Consider the following 17317-nt stretch of genomic DNA (forward strand, 5'->3'; position numbering starts at 1 on the left):
CACGTCTTCGGGGCTGACCGGCAATAACCCCGAGAGGCAGTGGTGAACATGGCCGTCGACGCATCGAGCGTCACCGTCCCCAGGCAACCGGGCGACGGAGACCGGACGTCGAGAGGCCCCGGGCGCGACGGACCGCTCCGGGAACTGGCCAGGTCCTGGGCGCTCGTCCTCTCCCTGGTGCCGCTCGGCCTGCTCACCGTGGCGGTCTGGTACGGGCAGTATGTGCGCCCCAGCGCCGACGAGTGGTGCTTCCTGCCGTACGTACGTGACCACGGCATCTCCGGGCTCACCGGCAAGTTCTACTTCCACGACAACGGCCGGATCGCCAACGGCTGGCTCGTCGGCCTCTATGCCGAGCCGGGAGTCCCGGGCCACCAGTGGTTCGGACTGGTCAGCGGCGTGCTGATGGTGGGGCTGCTCTGGGCGGTGATCGCCCTGGCCGTCCGGGCGGGCCGGCTCACCGTGCCGCGCGGCGTACCACTGCTCGTGGCGTCCGTCACCGCCGTGGTCTTCCTCCTCGCCACCACCAACACGTACAAGACGTTCTTCTGGCCCGCGGCCTCCGTCTCGCACACCGTGGCGCCCGTGCTCGCCCTCGCCGCGGTCATCCCCGCGCTGCTGGCCCGCAGCCCCCGGGCCCGGATCGCAGCCCTGGTCATCACCGTGTTCGCGGGCACCTTCATCGGGACCCTGTCCGAGGAGACCTCGGTCGTGCTCCTCGTGGTCCTCTCGGCCGTCGTGCTCTTCGCCGGTCAGGTCTTCTCCGCCGAAGCACGGCGCTACGCCCGCCACTGGTCGCTCGCCACGATGGCCGGAGTCGTCATCGGTGTACTGCTCCTGGTGACCTCACCGGGCTCGCGTGAGCGCCGTCAGAAGTTCGGCGCCGGGACCTCGATGGTGGCCCCCGACTCGCTGACCACCTCCCTGCACCTCTACGCCCACATCATCTGGACGGTCCTGTCGACCTGGCAGTACCTGGGCGCGGTCGCGGCCGGACTGGTGCTCGGTCTGGTGGCTCGCCGGGAGAGGCCGACGGCCCTGCTGCCGTGCCGTCCGTTCCTGCTGACCGGCGTCGGTGCGCTGGCCGTCCTGGTCTCCGGCTTCCTGTGCACCGTCATCACGTACCCGGTGTTCGGAAAGCACGTCCTGACCACCCAGCGGACCTGGAACGACTATCTGCTGCTCTACGTCCTGCTGCTCGTCGGCGTCGGCGCGCTGCTGGGCCGCGCGATCCGGCAGCGCCCGCGTGGGGCGCTGGCCGTGACGGCCGCGGCGGGCGTCATCTGCGCCGGAGTCTGCGTCTCACTGGCCGTACCGCTGCACACCCTCGGGCACCAGATGCACGTCAGGGCCGAGAAGTGGGACCGCCAGGACCAGTGGATGCGGAAGGAGTCGGCGGCCGGGGCGAAGGTGCTGCCGTACAAGCCGCTCCATGTGGCCAAGATGCTGGAGCCGTTCAGCAAGAAGCCGCACGGCTGGCCGGCCAGCTGCGTCGCCGACTACTACCACGTCGACCGCGTCACCCACGCGAAGCGGCTGCCCTGACCGGGTCCTCGCCGGGCGCGGGCGCCGTGCCCGAGTCGATGGCCCAGCGGGCCAGCAGGAAAGAGAGGGGAGTGACGAGGACACCGGCCGCGATGGCGGCGATGTCCTCGTTCATCCCGAGCATGCTCACCGCCAGGTAGAGCAGGATTCCGCTGCCCACGACATTGACCAGGCCGGAGAGCGGGTAGCGCGCGAAGGCGCGCCAGGTGGGGCGGGTGCGGCAGGTGATGTACGAGTTGAGCAGGAACGACACGGTGATGCCCACGGCCCAGCCCAGCACATGGGCCGCCAGATACGGCAGCCAGTGGTTCAGCGTGGCGAACACCGCGTAGTAGACCGCGGTGTTGGCGACCCCGATCGCCGCGAACGTGACGAACTGCCCGAGCGTGCGGGCCTTCTTCGCGGGCGCCGGGGACGGGACCGGGGGAGGTGCGGAGGACGTGCGCGTTTCGTCGGAGCTCATGAGGTCGGCCGCACCTGACCCGCGGCCTCCAGCGGGGAGCGCGCCGAGAAGTCCCTGGCGCGGTCGTCGGTCTCGCTGACCACGTAGTGCGGCCTGCGCTTCGACTCGTGGTAGATCCGCCCGACGTACTCACCGATGACGCCGAGGGTGGCGAGCTGGACCCCGCTGAGCGCGACGATCGCGGTGATCAGCGTGGTGTATCCGGGGGTGTCGACCCCGTCCAGCACGACGTTCCCGATGATGTACAGCGCGTAGACGAGCGCCGACAGGAAGAGGCAGAGGCCCGTGTGGATGGCGAGCCGCAGCGGCTTGCTGTTGAACGAGAGCAGCCCGTCGATGCCGTAGTTGAGCAGGTGGCGCCCGCCCCACTTGGACTCTCCGGCCGCCCGCTCGACGTTCTGGTAGGTGAAGCTGACGGTGTCGAAACCGATCCAGGAGAAGATCCCCTTGGAGAAGCGGTTGCTCTCCGGGAGCGACAGCACACTGTCCACCGCGCGCCGGGACAGCAGCCGGAAATCGCCCGCTCCGTCGATGACTTCGACGTCCATGCAGCGCCGGACGAGCCGGTAGTACATCCGGCTGAGAGCGGACCGCAGCGCGCCCTCGCCCGTACGGTCACGCTGGGCGACGACCTGGTCGTAACCGTGCCGGTGCAGGTCGAGCATGCGCGGCAGGAGCGTGGGCGGATGCTGGAGGTCGGCGTCCATCAGGACCGCCGCGTCACCCGCTGTCATCCGCAGGCCGGCGAGCATCGCCGACTCCTTGCCGAAGTTGCGGCTGAAGGAGGTGTAGCGCACTCGTGAATCGTCGGCTGCGAGCCGGCGGAGTTCGCTCAGGGTCCGGTCTCCGCTGCCGTCGTCGACGTAGCAGATCTCGAACGTCTCCCCGGTCGGTTCGAGTGCGGCGACCAGCGCGGTGTGAAAGGCGCCGACCACCTCCGCTTCGTTGTAGCACGGTACGACAACCGAAAGGTGCACCATCGTCATTCACTCCGTGTCTGTTGCGAACGGCGATCTCCCTCCGGAAATCGCTACCCATGAAGAACGGTGCTGAGAGCGAAGGGTTGCCTGTCGTGACCAAACCGATTCAGACTTTGCGTCACCGGGCCATCACGATCGAAAAGGATCCGAACGGTAGCGAGTCGGACCCGCCCCGGAGATGCGGGCCGGTGTACGGCTCAGCCCTGCGGGACCTTCCCGGACGTCCGCCGGTGGGGCAGCGCGCCCTGCCAGTACTGCGCGGGGTCCGCCTGCTGGAGGGCTTCCTCGGCGAGCTTCCGCGCCTCGGCGAGGACGTCGCCCTGCTCCTGGACCAGCTGGTCGTATATCGGCGAACCTGGGGTGGAGGGATAGCTCACGGTCGTACGTTCCTTAGAACTCGGGTTCCTGTCCAGCCGCTGGTGCCCGGAAAGCGCCGGACCATGCACGATCGGCTGCTCCGTGCCCCGGCGACCTCGCCGGGGCACGGAGTACCCCGGACCCGCCCCGAACCAGCCAGGAGTCCCGAGATGACCACCTCACCCGTCTCCCCGCACCGGATGGACCCGTCCGGCGGTTGCCCGCACGCCGCCAACGCGCTGCTCCTGGCCCAGGGCGCGGTGGTCCCGGTCGTCCTGCCCGGCGAGGTCGAGGGGGCGGCGGTCCTCGGACACGCGGCGCTCAGGGAGTTCCTGGCGCACCCCGACGTCGCCAAGGGGTCGCAGCACTTCACCGCACTCCAGGAGGGGCGGATCGAGGAGGGCTGGCCGTTGCGGACCTTCGCCACCGTACGGTCCATGACAACGGCCGACGGCGCCGACCACCGCAGGTTGCGCTCCCTGGTTAGCCGGGCGTTCACCGGGCGCCGGGTGGAGTCGCTGCGTCCGCGGATCGAGACGCTGGCCGCGGGGCTGCTCGACGGCGTCGCGGCCGCGGCGGACCGCGACGGCACGGTCGACCTCCGTCGGCAGTACGCGCTGCCGCTGCCGATGGGCGTCATCTGCGAGCTCCTCGGGGTCGGTCCGGAGTACCGGGAGCGGCTGCACCACCTCTCCGACCAGGTCGTCTCCACCGGTATCGGTCCCGATGAGGTGGTGGCCGCCAACCAGGAGATGGTCGCCGTGCTGGCCGCCGTCGCGGCGGGGCGGCGTGAGCGGCCGGGCGACGATCTCACCAGCGCGCTGATCGCTGCCCGCGAGGAGGACGGCGACCGGCTGAGCGAGCCGGAGCTGATAGGCACCCTGCTCCTGATGATCGTCGCCGGTCACGAGACCACGCTGAACCTCGTCGCCAACGCGGTCCGGGCGCTCTGCGCCCACCGGGACCAGCTCGCCCTGGTCATGGCGGGCCGGGCCACCTGGCTGGACGTCGTCGAGGAGACGCTGCGCTGGGACAGCCCGGTCAGCTTCTTCCCCTTCCGCTACCCGACTCGCGATCTGCCCGTCGCGGGCACGGTGATCCCACGCGGCACCCCGGTGCTGGCCGGGTACTCGGCGGCAGGCCGCGACCCGGCCGTCCACGGACCGGACGCCGACCGGTTCGACATCACCCGGGACGCCCGCCACATCTCCCTCGGGCACGGCCCGCACTTCTGCCTCGGCGCACCGCTGGCCCGGCTGGAGGCCACGGTCGCCCTGGAACGGCTCTTCACGCGCTTTCCCGGACTGGAACTGGCCGTTCCCGAAGAGGAGCTGGCCCGGCACCCGGGCTTCGTGGGGAACGGGGTGCGCGAGCTTCCCGTACGACTCGGGCCCGACCGGGCTGCGCCGCCCCGCTGAACCGGCGGCAGGCGGACCCGCGCTGGGACCGGGGCGGCGGTCACTCCACCGGGCCGCCCAGCCGCCCTTCGAGCAGCACCAGTAGTTCGCTCAGCGCATCGGACAGCTCGGCGCGTCCCCGGGCGTCGATACCGTCGAGCAGGGCTGCCTCGTACCGCAGCTGGACGGGGAGCAGCCGGTCCAGAAGCGTGCGGCCCTCCTCGGTGAGGGAGAGGTGCGAGACACGGCGGTCGCGGTCGTCCGGCCGCCGGGCGACGAGCCCGCGCTCCTCCAGCTGCCGTACGCGCTTGGTCACCGCGGCCCCCGAAGCGAAGGTCTCGCGGGCGATCCGGCCCGGCGTGAGCTCCCGGTCCACCCTGCGCAGTGTGCCGAGTACGTCGAACTCCGGCCGGGAGAGACCCTCCTGGCGGAGCGGTGCGTCGGCGGCCTGCTGCAGCAGTGCGGAGCAGCGGTTGAGCCGTCCGATCACCGCCATCGGGTCGGTGTCGAGCCCGGGCAGCACCTGCTCCCATTGCCGGATCACCCCCGCGACGATGTCCTCGGCCATGTACACCCTCCTCGCTCTCGGTCCGGATCGATTCTGCCCTCTCTGGAGCTGTCTCCCTAAGCGGCCGGTACCGGCGGCGCGGTGCGACGTACCAGCAGCCCTTCGCCGCGGCTGTCCATGATGTGGTCGGTGGTTTGACCGGGTTCAGCCGTGCCGGATACGTTGCGCGCCATGCAGCCTTCCGCACACCTGACGACGCGTGGTCATGTCGACCTGAAGCGTGTGTGCTCCGCGGCGTGTAACCGGGCCTGAACGCCCTGGCTGTACGCGCCGCCCGCTGACTTCACCTCCCCGCACCCGTCTCGCCGGGCAGCGCGGCGCCCTTCCCGGAAGAAGCAGAGCTCCACCGGCCCTCGTCGGCGGCGCCTGCCGTGTGGCTCCGCAGCGGAGCCCCGTACTGGAGTGCCACCCCACCGAGCAACGGGATGCCATCCGTGGACCGTCCGCCCGCGCCCGCCCGCCGCCCCGTCCCTGTCCGCCGTCCCACCCCCGTCCGCCGCTCCGACATACCGGCCGCCGGACCGCAGCGCCGTGCTGCCGGTGCCGCCACCGGCGCCGTACTCTCCGCGATCCTCGACCACGGTCCGGTCGCCCGCTCCACCGTCGCCCGTCTCACCGGCCTTTCGCCCGCATCGGTCACCGGCCACACCAGGCAGCTGCTGGCACGCGGGCTGATCCGGGAGGCAGCGGAGACCGCGGGGCCACGCGGTCTGGGTCGGCCGCACATTCCGGTCGAGATCGACACCGGCCAGTGCCTGGTGGCCGGTGCGCACATCGCCGTGGCGCACTCGACGCTGTCCCTGATGGATCTGCGCGGCCGGATCGTGGCCGAGGACCGGCAGCCGCACCGGGACACGGACCCCCGGCCGGTGCTGCGTGCACTGGCCGCGCGGCTGCCCCGGCTGGTGGCCGCGCACGCCGGCGGCCGCACCGTGCTCGGGCTCGGCGTGGCCACCGGGAACCGCGTCGACCCGGCCGCCGGGACGATCGTGCACCATCCCCAACTGGGCTGGCGCGATGTGCCGGTACGCGAGCACCTCGCCGCGGCCACCGGGCTGCCCGTCCATGTCGACAGCCACGCACGGGCGTTGGCGCGCGCGGAGCAGATGTTCGGTGAGGTGACCACCCGTACCAGCGCGGTCCTGCTCTTCGTCGGTGCCGTCATCGACGCGGCGTTCACCTCCGCCGGAACCGTCCATCTGGGGCCGCGTGCCGGGGCGGGGAGTGTGGCGCATCTGCCGGTCGGCCCGGACTGCGGGACCGGTGCCGCAGCGGTCTGCGCGTGTGGCAGGCCGGGCTGCCTCCACTCCATGGCCTCGGAGTCCGCACTGCTGCGCCGGGCCGCCGAACAGGGCCTGCATGTCAGGGTGTTCAGTGAGCTGCTCGATCTCGCCCTGGCCGGGGAGCCCCGCGCGCGGGAACTCTTCAGGCGCCGGGCACGGTACGTCGGCCGGGCGGCGGCCCTGCTGCTGGACACCTTCGACCCCGAGATCCTGGTGGTCGCCGAGCCGGGGGCTGCCCGGCTGCCGGAGTGTCTGGCCGTGCTGCGGGCGGAGGCGGGCGAGCGCTCCCTGGTCTGCGACGACCCCGAACGGGCCGTGGTACCCGGCAGTTTCACCGGATCGGTGCTGGCCACCGCGGGCGGCGCGGTGGCGCTCGGTGCCCTGTACGCGGACCCGCTCGGCCCCTGGCCCGCGGTGACCGCGGCCTGCTGACGCTCCCGGCGGTACACCGAATTAATTCAGAAGGTTGCATTGTTGACCCGGCGGGAAAGAGGACGCGAGGATGGATTCATGACCGGAACGCAGCGGATTTCCCCGTACATGCCCCTCGGGGTGTGCGACTGCTGCGCGGCTGCGTCGGCCGGCCTCTTCGCCCGCCTTTTCTGTTGTCGCTCGGCTCGGGTGTCCCGATAGCCGCTGGGCGTCTCGTCCGCTCCCGTTGAAGAGCGCACGTAGTCCCCGCTTCCGGGGTTCGCATTTTCCGCGATCCCGCGATCCCGCTTTCCTTCTTCCGTTCTTTCCTGCCCTGGGTATGCCGTGTTGATCCGTCATGCCTGAGGGCCGATTCCTCCTGGGGAGATCATGACCGTCACCGCCACTCCAGCCGCTCCGTCCCCCGTGCCGTCCGCGCACTCCGCGCCCGGAATTGCTCCCGGAATCGCTCCCGAGCGGTTCCGGCAGGTGTTCCGCCGTTATCCCGCCGGGGTGGTCGCTGTCACCGCCGACTCCGGCCGGGGGCCGGTCGGGTTCACCGCGACCTCACTCACCTCGCTCTCCCTCGAACCGCCGCTGGTGTCCTTCGGTATCGCGGTGACCGCCTCCAGCTGGCCGCACATCGAGCGCGCCACGACCGCCGTCATCAACTTCCTCAGCTCCGACCAGGAGCCGCTGGCCAGGACGTTCGCGAAGAGCGGCATCGACAGGTTCGCCGCGCCGACCCAGTGGCGGAGGCTGCCGGGCGGCGAGCCGGTGCTCGGCGGGGTGGCCGGCTGGCTGCGACTCGGCGTCGAGCAGATCGTGCCGGCCGGGGACCACCGGATCGTGGTGGCGCGGGTCGAGGAGTCCTGGCTCGACGAGAGCCGGGGCCCGCTGGTGTTCCACGACGGCAACTACCTGTCGCTCTGAACCCGTTGTCCGTGCCGCCGTCCGCCACCGCCCACTGATCAGGAATCACCATGCCAGCTTTTCCGCCATCGGCTCCCGCCGGCCGCAGGTCCTTTCTCGCCCTCATGGGCGGAGCTGCACTCGGCCTCGCCGGCTGCGCCCCGCAGACCACGACGGCCGCCAGCGGGAAACCGCTCGGAAAACTCCCGTCCGGCGCCCCGCCGCCGGGAACGAAACTCTCGGTGGCCGTACGGACCACACAACTCCAACTCGCCCCGTCCGGGCTGAAAAAGGATCTGCGGTTCACCGTCTCAGACTGGCCCAATCTGAATGCGGGCCCCGACATCATCCAGGGATTCCGCGCCCACTCCATCGACCTCGCGGTCAATGCGGGAATTCCCCCGATCCAGGCCGCCGCGATCGGGGTCGGCGCGCGGATCGTGGCGGTCCAGGAGCGCAATCACCCGTTGTACGTCTTCGCCACAGCGCCCGGCTCGTCGATCAGGAGGACCGGAGACTTCCGGGGCAGGAAGATCGGCTTCTCGCAGGGGCAGGCCCAGGGCGTGGTCGTCCTGCGGGCGTTGCAGAAGGCCGGTCTGCGCAACAGCGACGTCACCCTCGTGGCCCTGCCCAGCACCCAGTTCCTGACCGCACTCCAGTCCGGGCAGGTCGACGTGGCCCCGCTCGCGGAGCCCACGCTCACCAAGTACCTCGGCCAGTACGCCAAGGACGGCGCCCGGGGCGTGCACACCGATGTGGTCGACCTGCTCACCGTTCTCTGGGCGCCGGACGAGGTGCTGGACGACCGGGCCAAGGCCGCCGCTGTCCGTGACTTCATCCCGCTCTGGGCGCGCGGCCAGGTCTGGGCATGGGAGCACCCCGGCCAGTGGATCGACCGGTACTACGTCAAGGACCAGGGCGTCACGGCGGCGGACGGCAGGCGCATCGTCGCCTCGCTGGCCAGACCGGTCTTCACGACGAACTGGGACCGGGCGATCGCCTGGGAGCAGGAGACCGCCGACCTGATGGCCTCGGGCGGCTTCGTACCCCGTCAGGACGTCACCAAGCTGTTCGACCGGCGCTTCGAGCGGCTGGCCGCCGAGGCCGTACCCGCCGCCTACCGGGAGGGATCATGACCGAAGTACTGCCGAACGCCCGCGTCCGGGAAGCGGCGGACGCAGAGTTGCCGCATCTCGACTCCACGCACGCCGACTCCACGCACGCCGACTCCACGAAAACCGACCCCGCGCACCCCGAGTTGGCACAGCGGCCTCCCGGCCGTGCCGCCCGCAGGCGGCTGGGGCCCGGGCGGGCCGTGCCCTTCGGCCGGCTGATCGGTCCTGTGCTGGTGGTCGTCGTCTGGTGGGCCGCGTCGGCTCTCGGCTATCTCGACCCGAGGATCCTCTCGGGGCCCGGCACCGTGCTCTCCACCGCCGGCGATCTGGCCGCCGACGGACGGCTCCAGGCCAACGTCCTGATCTCGCTCCAGCGTGCCGGGCTCGGTCTCCTCTTCGGAGTGGCGGCCGGTACGGTCCTCGCCGTGGCGGCCGGGCTGAGCCGCACCGGGGAGTATCTGCTCGACGGCCCGCTCCAGATCAAGCGGGCCATTCCCTCGCTGGCGATGCTGCCGCTGCTGATCCTCTGGCTGGGCATCGGCGAAGAGATGAAGGTCACCGTCATCGCCCTGGGCGTCGCGGTGACCGTGTACGTCAACACGTACGCCGCGCTGACCGGTATCGACAGCCGGTATGTCGAGCTCGCCGAATCCCTCGGGCTCAGCCGCCTCCAGTTCATCCGCAAGGTGGTCGGCCCCGGCTCGCTGCCCGGCTTCTTCGTCGGGCTGCGGCTGGGTGTGACGGCCTCCTGGCTCGGCCTGATCGTGGTCGAGCAGATCAACGCGACCAGCGGAATCGGCTACATGATGTTCCAGGCCCAGCAGTACGCCCAGTCCGACGTCATCATCGTCGGTCTGGTGGTCTACGGGATCTTCGGCTTCGCATCGGACGCCCTGGTCCAGACGATCGGAAGGAGGGCGCTGTCGTGGCGACGCACCCTGGCGGGCTGACCGGTACGCCTCCGGCGGCCGTACGGATGACGAAGCTGGTGCGCCGATTCGGCGACCGGACCGTCCTGCACGAGCTCGATCTGACGCTGGCCCGGGGCGAGTTCACCGCCCTGCTCGGCCGCAGCGGCTCGGGCAAGTCCACCCTGCTGCGGGCCGTGGCCGGCCTCGACCACGCGGTCGACGGCTCAGGCGGGCTGAGCGTCCCCGAGCGGGTGTCGCTCTCCTTCCAGGACTCCCGGCTGCTGCCCTGGCTGCGCCTCCTGGACAACGTGGTGCTCGGGGTACGCGGTCCCGGCGCCCGGGAGCGCGGGCTGACCGCGCTCGACGAGGTCGGCCTGGCGGGCCGTGAGCGGTCCTGGCCGCACGAACTCTCCGGTGGCGAGCAGCAGCGGGCCGCGCTCGCCCGCGCCCTGGTCCGCGATCCCGAACTGCTGCTGGCCGACGAGCCGTTCGGCGCGCTGGACGCGCTCACCCGGCTCAGGATGCACGGGCTGCTGCGCGAGCTGTACGAACGCCACCGGCCCGCCGTGCTGCTCGTGACCCACGATGTCGACGAGGCGGTCGAACTCGCCGACCGGGTGCTGGTCCTGGAGGGCGGCCGGATCTCCCTCGACCTGACGATCGGCCTCGACGCACCCAGGAGCCGGCGCGATCCCCGGTTCCAGGAGTACCGGGACACCCTGCTCACCGCCCTCGGCGTGACAGAACCCCAGCTTCAGCCCCAGCCGTAACCCCCGCCCCGGCCCTTCCGAGCACCTGTCCGAGTGTCAGGGGCGCCCCTGCGCAAGCGCCCCACGCGCGAACACACCCGCGTACCTCTACACCCGCGAACCATCCGAGGAGACGACACCGTCATGCCACGCACCCCCGGCGCCACCCCCGGCCGCGCCCCGCTGCATCTCAACGCGTTCCTGATGTCCACCGGCCATCACGAGGCGTCCTGGCGGCTCGCCGAGAGCCCGGCGCGCGCCAACTCCGACATCGAGCACTACAAGAACCTCGCCAGGATCGCCGAGCGCGGCAGACTCGACTCGCTGTTCCTCGCCGACAGCCCGGTCCTGATGGGCGACCCGGGCAGGCGGCCCTCGGCCAAGCTGGAGCCCACCGTCCTGCTCACCGCGCTGGCGGGCGCCACCGAGCACATCGGACTCATCGCCACGGCTTCCACCAGCTACAACGAGCCGTACAACCTGGCCCGCAGGTTCGCCTCGCTCGACCATGTCTCCGGGGGCCGGGCCGGCTGGAACATCGTCACGACCGCGGGCGCCGACGCGGCCCGTAACTTCGGCCTCGACGACACTCCGCTGCACCGCGACCGGTACCGCAGGGCCGCCGAGTTCGTCGAGGTGTCCACCAAACTGTGGGACAGCTGGGCCGACGACGCCGTGGTCGCCGACAAGGAGCGCGGGGTGCACGCGCTGGCGGACCGCGTACGCCGGATCGACCACAGCGGCCCGTACTTCCGCGTCGACGGACCGCTGAACGTCCAGCGTCCGCCGCAGGGTTATCCGCTGCTGGTGCAGGCGGGCTCCAGCGAGGACGGCAAGGACTTCGCCGCCCGCTACGCGGAGGCGGTGTTCACCGCCCAGCAGACACTGGAGGAGGGCATCGCCTTCTACCAGGACGTCAAACGGCGCGCGCAGGCCGTCGGCCGTGACCCCGGCGGCATCAAGATCCTGCCGGGGATCGTCCCGGTCATCGGCGACACCGAGGCCGAAGCGCGTGAACTGGACGCCGAACTGGACCGGTTGATCGTGCCCGAGTACGCCAAGCGGCAGCTGGCCGAGCGGCTGAGGATCGCCCCGGACGACCTGGCGCTCGACGAGGAACTGCCCGATGACATCCCCACCGAGGACGAGATCGAGGGGGCGAAGAGCCGGTACACCCTCGTCGTGGAGCTGGCCCGGCGCGAGCGGCTGACCGTGCGGCAGCTCATCGGACGGCTGGGCGGCGGCCGCGGCCACCGTACCTTCGCGGGGACGGCGGAGCAGGTGGCCGACACCATCGAGCACTGGTACGACAGCGGAGCGGCCGACGGGTTCAACATCATGCCCGCCGTGCTGCCCTCCGGCCTTGAGACCTTCGTGGACCGGGTGGTGCCGATCCTCCAGGAGCGCGGACTGTTCCGCACCGAGTACACGGGGCGAACGCTGCGCGAGCACTACGGCCTGCCGCGCCCCGCCAACCAGCTGTTCGACCCTCCCGCCGGGAGCGGCGGACAGACACCTGTGGGCCGGCCCGTGCCTGCGCGGGCACGGTGAGGCGCCGGCGCGGCTACTGAAGTGCGTGGACGGCCGCCGTGAAGACGGCGGGCAGCCGGGCGGCCGCCGGTACGACGAGGCCGGCGGTCCGCGGGCTGCCGCTGAAGGACAGGAGGGCGCCGGTCAGCAGCCGGTGACGGCGGGTCAGACGCTGCCAGGCGCCCTCGTAGTCGGCGGGCCGGCCGGCGGCCAGACAGCGCACCGCCGCCCCGGCGCTCGCCAGGGCCAGGGCGATGCCCTCGCCGGTGAGGGCATCGACGTACCCCGCCGCGTCCCCGACGAGCAGGACCCGCCCGGCGACCCGGCGCCGTACCCGCTGACGGAGCGGTCCCGCCCCGCGCACGGTGCTCGCGTGCGGCCCGCGCAACGCCGCGTGGAGCGCCGGGAACCCGGCCAGGTGTTCGTCGTAGCCGCGACGGCTGCGGCTGAGCACCGCGACCCCGACCAACTCCTCGCCGACGGGGGTCACATACGCCTCCCCGTACGCGGACCAGTGCACCTCCACGAAGTCGGTCCACGGAGCGCACCGGTAGTGGCGGCGCAGCCCGTACCGGCCGGGGGAGCGGCCGGGCAGATCGAGCCCCAGACCGCGCCGCAGCGGTGAGTGCAGGCCGTCGGCGGCCACCAGCCAGCGCGCGGTGAGCCCGGCCGCGCTGACGCTGTCGGTGCGCTGGCGCACTTCGCCGACCTTGCCCGTGACCATCCGTACGCCCAGCTCGCGGGCGCGCTCGTGCAGCGCGGCGTGCAGCACCGTACGGCGGATCCCGAGGCCGGTACCGCCCCGGAACGCCGCCTCGACGCTGCGACGGCCGTCGAGATAGCGGATGCCGCGCAGGTCCCGCCCCTCCGCTTCCACCCCCAGCGCACGCAGCGCGGCGACACCGCCGGGCATGACTCCCTCACCGCAGGCCTTGTCCACCGGCGAGGTCCTGGGCTCCACGACGACCGCCTCAAGACCGGCCAGCGCGGCGTGGACGGCGGTGGCGAGCCCGGCGGGACCGCCGCCCGCCACCAGTACGTCGATCACGCGGTGACGTTCCCCGCCGGACCGGACCGCGCAGGCCGGGCGCCGTCCAGCGCGGCGTTCTCACAGCGGATACGGACGGCCAGCAGTACGGAGTTGAGCGCGGTGAACGCCAGCGCGGTGAGCCACGCGGTGTGCACCAGCGGCAGCGCGAACCCCTCGGCGACCACGGCCACATAGTTCGGATGCCGCAGCCACCGGTAGGGGCCGCCCTGCACCAGCGGCAGGCCGGGAACGACGATCACCCGGGTGTTCCAGCGCGGACCCAGGGTCCCGATGCACCACCAGCGCAGCCCCTGGGCGGCCACCAGCACGGCAGCCATCGACCAGCCGAGCGCGGGCAGGAACGGCCGGCCGCCCAGCCAGACCTCGGCCACGCAGGCCGCGAGGAGACCGGTGTGCAGCGCGACCATCGCCGGATAGTGGCCCTGCCCGGCGACGGTCGCACCGCGCGCCATGCTCCAGCGCTCGTTGCGCCGGGCGACGACGAGTTCGGCGATGCGCTCGGCGGCGACAGCGGCCACCAGCAGCACGTACCAGATCATGGAGTCCTCCGAATCACTGCGTCCTCCGGAACATGGCGTCCTCCGGCTCGGTTGGGCTCGGTCCTGCTCAGTCCGGCTCGTCCGTCCGGCCCGGGCCTGCTGATGGGGAGCAGCGGCCTACCAGCGCAGCAGGACCAGTTCGCAGCTGAACCCCGGGCCCATCGCCATCAGCAGCCCCGGTGTGCCCGGCGCCGGGGGGTCCCCTGCCAGGGTGTCGCGCAGTACGTGCAGCACCGACGACGAGGACAGGTTTCCCACGTCGGCGAGGTGGCGCCAGGTGACGCCGAGCGCATCGTCGGGCAGTCCGAGCGACTCGGTCACGGCCTCCAGCACCTTGGGCCCGCCCGGGTGGCAGACCCAGGCGGCCACGTCCTTCGGCTTGAGCCCGTGGTCGGCGAGGAAACCCGTGACGTCCGCCCCGAGGTGACGGCGGACCACATCGGGCACGGACGCGTCCAGCACGACCTGGAAGCCGGAGCTCCTGATGTTCCAGCCCATGACATGACCGGTGTCGGGGTAGAGCCTGCTGCGGGTGTCCACGACGGTCGGGCCCGGCAGTTCCCGCTCTCCGGCGGAGCGGTCCGGGCCGCAGGCGACGACGGCCCCCGCGCCGTCCCCGAAGAGGGCGGTGGCGATCAGATTGGCCATCGAGCTGTCGTCACGCTGGAAGGTCAGGGAGCACAGCTCGACCGAGAGCAGCACCGCGACCTGGTCCGGATGGCCGACCAGGTAGTCGTGCATCCTGGCCAGCCCCGCCGCGCCCCCGGCGCAGCCGAGCCCGAAGAGCGGCAGCCGCTTGACGTCGGGGCGCAGCCCGAGCCGCCCGGCCAGCCGTGCGTCGACCGAGGGGGCGGCGATTCCGGTGACCGAAGTGAAGATCAGCAGGTCCACGTCCTCGGGGTGCAGCCCCGCCGCGTGCAGCGCGCCCCGCACCGCCGTGGCGCCGAGCTCCGTCGCGCCGGTGATGAACGCGTCGTTGGCGGCCCCGAAGCCGTCCAGCTTCTCGTACGCGTCGAGCGGCAGGGTCATATGGCGGGAGCGGACCCGGGCGCTGCGGTGCAGCCGGTCGAGGACCCGCCGGTCGGTGCCTTCGGGCAGACAGACGCGGGCCACCATGTCGGTGATCTCGTGCTGGGCGTGACGGTTCGGTGCCAGGACACCGTGGACAGCTGCGATCCGGGTCAATGTGTTCTCCCACCTCGGGGATGACGTGCCCTGCATTGCAGCATCCCTGCCCCGGGCACGGCCCCCGACACCCTGGCCGGTGTCCCGGCACCGCCCGCCGATTCGCCCGTACGTGTGGAGGGCGCGGGGAACCGCGCAGTGCGGGCGCCCGCGCCTACGATCACCGGGTGGGAACTCCCGAACAGCCTCTGGCAGATGGACCCGCCGTCCGGCGGGGCGGTGTCGTGGCTGCCCTCGCCGGGTCGTGCCACCCGGGTCCCGTCGTGGCGGTCACCGTGCTGCTGGCGGCGCTCGCGGTGTCCGCCGGGCAGAGCCCGGCACGCTGTGTGCTGACCGCCGCCGCCGTGCTCACCGGGCAGCTGTCCGTCGGCTGGTGCAACGACGCGGTCGACGCCCGCCGGGACACCGCCGCGGGCCGCAGCGACAAGCCGGTCGCCGACGGCGCGGTCGGCGTACGCACCGTGTGGGCCGCGGCGTTCACCGCGCTGGCGCTCTGCGTGCCGCTGTCGTTCGGCTGCGGGCCATGGGCGGGCGCCGTCCATCTGACCGGGGTCGCCTGGGCCTGGGCGTACGACCTCGGGCTCAAGGCGACCGCCTGGTCCTGGCTGCCGTACGCGGTGGGCTTCGCCGCACTGCCCGCCTTCGTCGCACTCGGGCTGCCGGGACAGCCGTGGCCCGTCTGGTGGATCGTCACCGCGGGCGCATTGCTGGGAATCGGCGCCCACCTGGGCGACGTCCTGCCGGACATCCGCAGCGACCTGGTACTCGGAGTACGCGGCTGGCCGCACCGGCTCGGCCCCGACGGGGCGCGGCTGCTGCTCCCCGTCCCGCTGGTCGCGGCGTCCGCCGTCCTCGTCCTGGGGCCCGCGGGACCGCCTTCCGGCCGGTCCCTGGCGGCGCTCACCGCGGCGACCGCGGCCGCCGTCGCGGGGACGCTGCTGGGCCGGCGCAGGGAGCGGGCGGCGTTCGCCGCGGCGGTCGTCGTCGCCGCGGTCGATGTGACGCTGCTGCTGTTCAGCGGCGCCGCCATCGTCTGAACGCGCCATGTGTGACGGCTTCGGCGCCTGACCGCCCCAGCGCCTGACGGCCTGACGGCCTGACGGCCTGACGGCCTGACGGCCTGACAGCTTCCGGCGCCCGACCGCCTCAGCGCCGCATCCGCCGCCGCAGCAGCCAGAGCGACGCGGAGAGCGAAGCCAGCAGGGCCCCGACCGCCGCGAAGCCTCCCAGCACCGAAGCCTTCCTGGTCGTGGAGTGGTGGGTCGCCACGAGCGCCGCGCCCGCCTGCGCCGGGCCGGCGGCCGACGCCGAACTGGTCCTCGCGACGGGGGGCCGGAGCGAGCCGACCGGCCGCACCTTGCCGGACGCGGCGAAGCCCCAGTCGAGAAGCGAGCGGGCATCCTCGTAGACCGTGCCCTCCTGAGGGTTCATCACCGTCACGATCAGCGTGCGGCCGCCCCGGTGCGCCGCGGCGATCAGGGTGTTGCCCGCCTCAGTGGTGTAGCCGTTCTTGACGCCGATGAGACCCGGGTAGGGGCTGACGTCCTGCGTACCAGCCAGCAGGCGGTTGGTGTTCTGGATCTCGAACGGTGCGTCGGTCCGGCCGGACTTCTCAAGGCCGCCGGGGAACTCCGCGACGCTCGTCGAGCAGTAGCGGGCGAACGCCGGGTCGGCCAGGCCGGTGCGGCCGAAGATCGCGAGATCGAAGGCCGACGAGTACTGGCCGGGTGTGTCGTAGCCGTCCGGGGACATGACACGGGTGTCCTGGGCCCCCAGCCGGACGGCCCGCTTGCGCATCTCGTCCCTGGTCTTCTGCCAGCCGCCGTTCATGGACGCCAGCACGTGCACCGCGTCGCCGCCCGAGCGGAGGAAGACCCCGCGCCACAGGTCGTCGACCCGGTAGGCGCGCCCCTCGACCACTCCGACGCGGCTGCTCCCCTCACCGAGGCCGTCCAGATCCGCGCGGGTCACGGTGTGCAGCCGGTGCGTGGCCAGATGGGGTAACACCGTGAGGGCGAAGAGTGTCTTGAGGGTGCTGGCCGGGGGCAGATGGCGGTGGGCGTCCTTCGACGCCAGCACATCGCCGGTGGTCGCGTCGGCGACCACCCAGGACAGAGCCGAGACCTCTCCCGGCAACGCCGGGGCCTGGGTCCCGCTCCCCGTCGTGCTGCCGGGCGGGCGGTAGCGGGGCTGCGGGGCCGACGCGGCACAGGGAGCGATCGCGGTGACGCCGGCGGCCAGCACCACAACTCCGGTGCAGAGGCTTCGTACCACTGGTCTGAAGATCATTCAGTCACGTTAAAAACACTGTGCGTCACCCG

The 17317-nt window shown here is 72.1% G+C and carries 17 protein-coding genes; 9 read left to right on the plus strand and 8 right to left on the minus strand.

The window, feature by feature from the left end:
• Nucleotides 1–48: 48 nt before the first annotated feature.
• Complete coding sequence (locus tag OHB13_RS30320) at nucleotides 49–1545, plus strand: DUF6056 family protein (RefSeq protein ID WP_266851689.1); 1497 nt, start codon at nucleotides 49–51, stop codon at nucleotides 1543–1545.
• Here the strand turns inward: OHB13_RS30320 and OHB13_RS30325 are convergent.
• From OHB13_RS30325 to OHB13_RS30335, 3 genes are all read right to left on the minus strand, one after another.
• Nucleotides 1520–2008, minus strand: coding sequence for a GtrA family protein (locus OHB13_RS30325; protein ID WP_328379183.1), 489 nt, complete (start codon nucleotides 2006–2008; stop codon nucleotides 1520–1522). The genes OHB13_RS30320 and OHB13_RS30325 overlap by 26 nt on opposite strands.
• A complete protein-coding gene (locus OHB13_RS30330) occupies nucleotides 2005–2988 on the minus strand; it encodes a glycosyltransferase family 2 protein (protein ID WP_323183625.1) in 984 nt (327 codons plus the stop codon). Before OHB13_RS30330 ends, OHB13_RS30325 begins: the two co-directional genes overlap by 4 nt.
• A 197-nt stretch (nucleotides 2989–3185) precedes the next feature.
• Nucleotides 3186–3365 (minus strand): hypothetical protein, encoded by a 180-nt coding sequence (locus OHB13_RS30335; protein ID WP_266851686.1) that lies wholly within the window; start codon nucleotides 3363–3365, stop codon nucleotides 3186–3188.
• A gap of 150 nt (nucleotides 3366–3515) precedes the next feature.
• Here OHB13_RS30335 and OHB13_RS30340 point away from each other — a divergent pair, with 150 nt between their 5' ends.
• Nucleotides 3516–4763 carry a cytochrome P450 family protein gene (locus OHB13_RS30340; protein ID WP_328379184.1) on the plus strand — a complete coding sequence of 416 codons (1248 nt, stop codon included), beginning with the start codon at nucleotides 3516–3518 and terminating at the stop codon, nucleotides 4761–4763.
• A 40-nt stretch (nucleotides 4764–4803) separates the two neighbouring features.
• Here OHB13_RS30340 and OHB13_RS30345 read toward each other — a convergent pair whose 3' ends face one another.
• Complete coding sequence (locus tag OHB13_RS30345; protein ID WP_328379185.1) at nucleotides 4804–5310, minus strand: MarR family winged helix-turn-helix transcriptional regulator; 507 nt, start codon at nucleotides 5308–5310, stop codon at nucleotides 4804–4806.
• A 425-nt stretch (nucleotides 5311–5735) separates the two neighbouring features.
• On the opposite strand from OHB13_RS30345, the gene OHB13_RS30350 reads away from it, so the two are divergent.
• The 6 genes from OHB13_RS30350 to OHB13_RS30375 all read left to right on the plus strand — a co-directional run bounded on the left by OHB13_RS30350 (nucleotide 5736) and on the right by OHB13_RS30375 (nucleotide 12242).
• Nucleotides 5736–7025: an ROK family transcriptional regulator gene (locus OHB13_RS30350; RefSeq protein WP_328379186.1), complete on the plus strand. Its 1290-nt coding sequence runs from the start codon at nucleotides 5736–5738 to the stop codon at nucleotides 7023–7025.
• A 369-nt stretch (nucleotides 7026–7394) separates the two neighbouring features.
• Nucleotides 7395–7937 carry a flavin reductase family protein gene (locus OHB13_RS30355; RefSeq protein ID WP_328379187.1) on the plus strand — a complete coding sequence of 181 codons (543 nt, stop codon included), beginning with the start codon at nucleotides 7395–7397 and terminating at the stop codon, nucleotides 7935–7937.
• A 50-nt stretch (nucleotides 7938–7987) separates the two neighbouring features.
• Nucleotides 7988–9052, plus strand: coding sequence for an ABC transporter substrate-binding protein (locus OHB13_RS30360; protein ID WP_266851677.1), 1065 nt, complete (start codon nucleotides 7988–7990; stop codon nucleotides 9050–9052).
• A complete protein-coding gene (locus OHB13_RS30365; protein WP_328379188.1) occupies nucleotides 9049–9981 on the plus strand; it encodes an ABC transporter permease in 933 nt (310 codons plus the stop codon). The genes OHB13_RS30360 and OHB13_RS30365 overlap by 4 nt, the downstream gene beginning before the upstream one ends.
• Nucleotides 9957–10712 carry an ABC transporter ATP-binding protein gene (locus OHB13_RS30370; protein WP_266851673.1) on the plus strand — a complete coding sequence of 252 codons (756 nt, stop codon included), beginning with the start codon at nucleotides 9957–9959 and terminating at the stop codon, nucleotides 10710–10712. Before OHB13_RS30365 ends, OHB13_RS30370 begins: the two co-directional genes overlap by 25 nt.
• A 123-nt stretch (nucleotides 10713–10835) precedes the next feature.
• Complete coding sequence (locus OHB13_RS30375; protein WP_328379189.1) at nucleotides 10836–12242, plus strand: LLM class flavin-dependent oxidoreductase; 1407 nt, start codon at nucleotides 10836–10838, stop codon at nucleotides 12240–12242.
• A gap of 13 nt (nucleotides 12243–12255) precedes the next feature.
• On the opposite strand, the gene OHB13_RS30380 is transcribed toward OHB13_RS30375, so the two are convergent.
• The 3 genes from OHB13_RS30380 to OHB13_RS30390 form a co-directional block, all read right to left on the minus strand.
• Nucleotides 12256–13269, minus strand: a complete 1014-nt coding sequence (locus OHB13_RS30380) for an NAD(P)/FAD-dependent oxidoreductase (protein WP_328379190.1) — start codon at nucleotides 13267–13269, stop codon at nucleotides 12256–12258.
• Complete coding sequence (locus OHB13_RS30385) at nucleotides 13266–13811, minus strand: isoprenylcysteine carboxyl methyltransferase family protein (protein WP_328379191.1); 546 nt, start codon at nucleotides 13809–13811, stop codon at nucleotides 13266–13268. The genes OHB13_RS30380 and OHB13_RS30385 overlap by 4 nt, the downstream gene beginning before the upstream one ends.
• Before the next feature lie 117 nt (nucleotides 13812–13928).
• Nucleotides 13929–14996, minus strand: a complete 1068-nt coding sequence (locus OHB13_RS30390; protein ID WP_328379192.1) for a type III polyketide synthase — start codon at nucleotides 14994–14996, stop codon at nucleotides 13929–13931.
• A gap of 167 nt (nucleotides 14997–15163) precedes the next feature.
• Between OHB13_RS30390 and OHB13_RS30395 the strand changes: the two genes are divergently transcribed.
• Nucleotides 15164–16033, plus strand: coding sequence for a UbiA family prenyltransferase (locus tag OHB13_RS30395; protein ID WP_328379193.1), 870 nt, complete (start codon nucleotides 15164–15166; stop codon nucleotides 16031–16033).
• A 109-nt stretch (nucleotides 16034–16142) separates the two neighbouring features.
• Here the strand turns inward: OHB13_RS30395 and OHB13_RS30400 are convergent, their stop codons facing one another.
• Entirely contained in the window at nucleotides 16143–17285 is a 1143-nt protein-coding gene (locus OHB13_RS30400; protein WP_328379194.1) for a D-alanyl-D-alanine carboxypeptidase family protein, read from the minus strand.
• Between the last annotated feature and the right edge of the window lie 32 nt (nucleotides 17286–17317).

The organism is Streptomyces sp. NBC_00440, assembly GCF_036014215.1.
GTDB lineage: Bacteria > Actinomycetota > Actinomycetes > Streptomycetales > Streptomycetaceae > Streptomyces.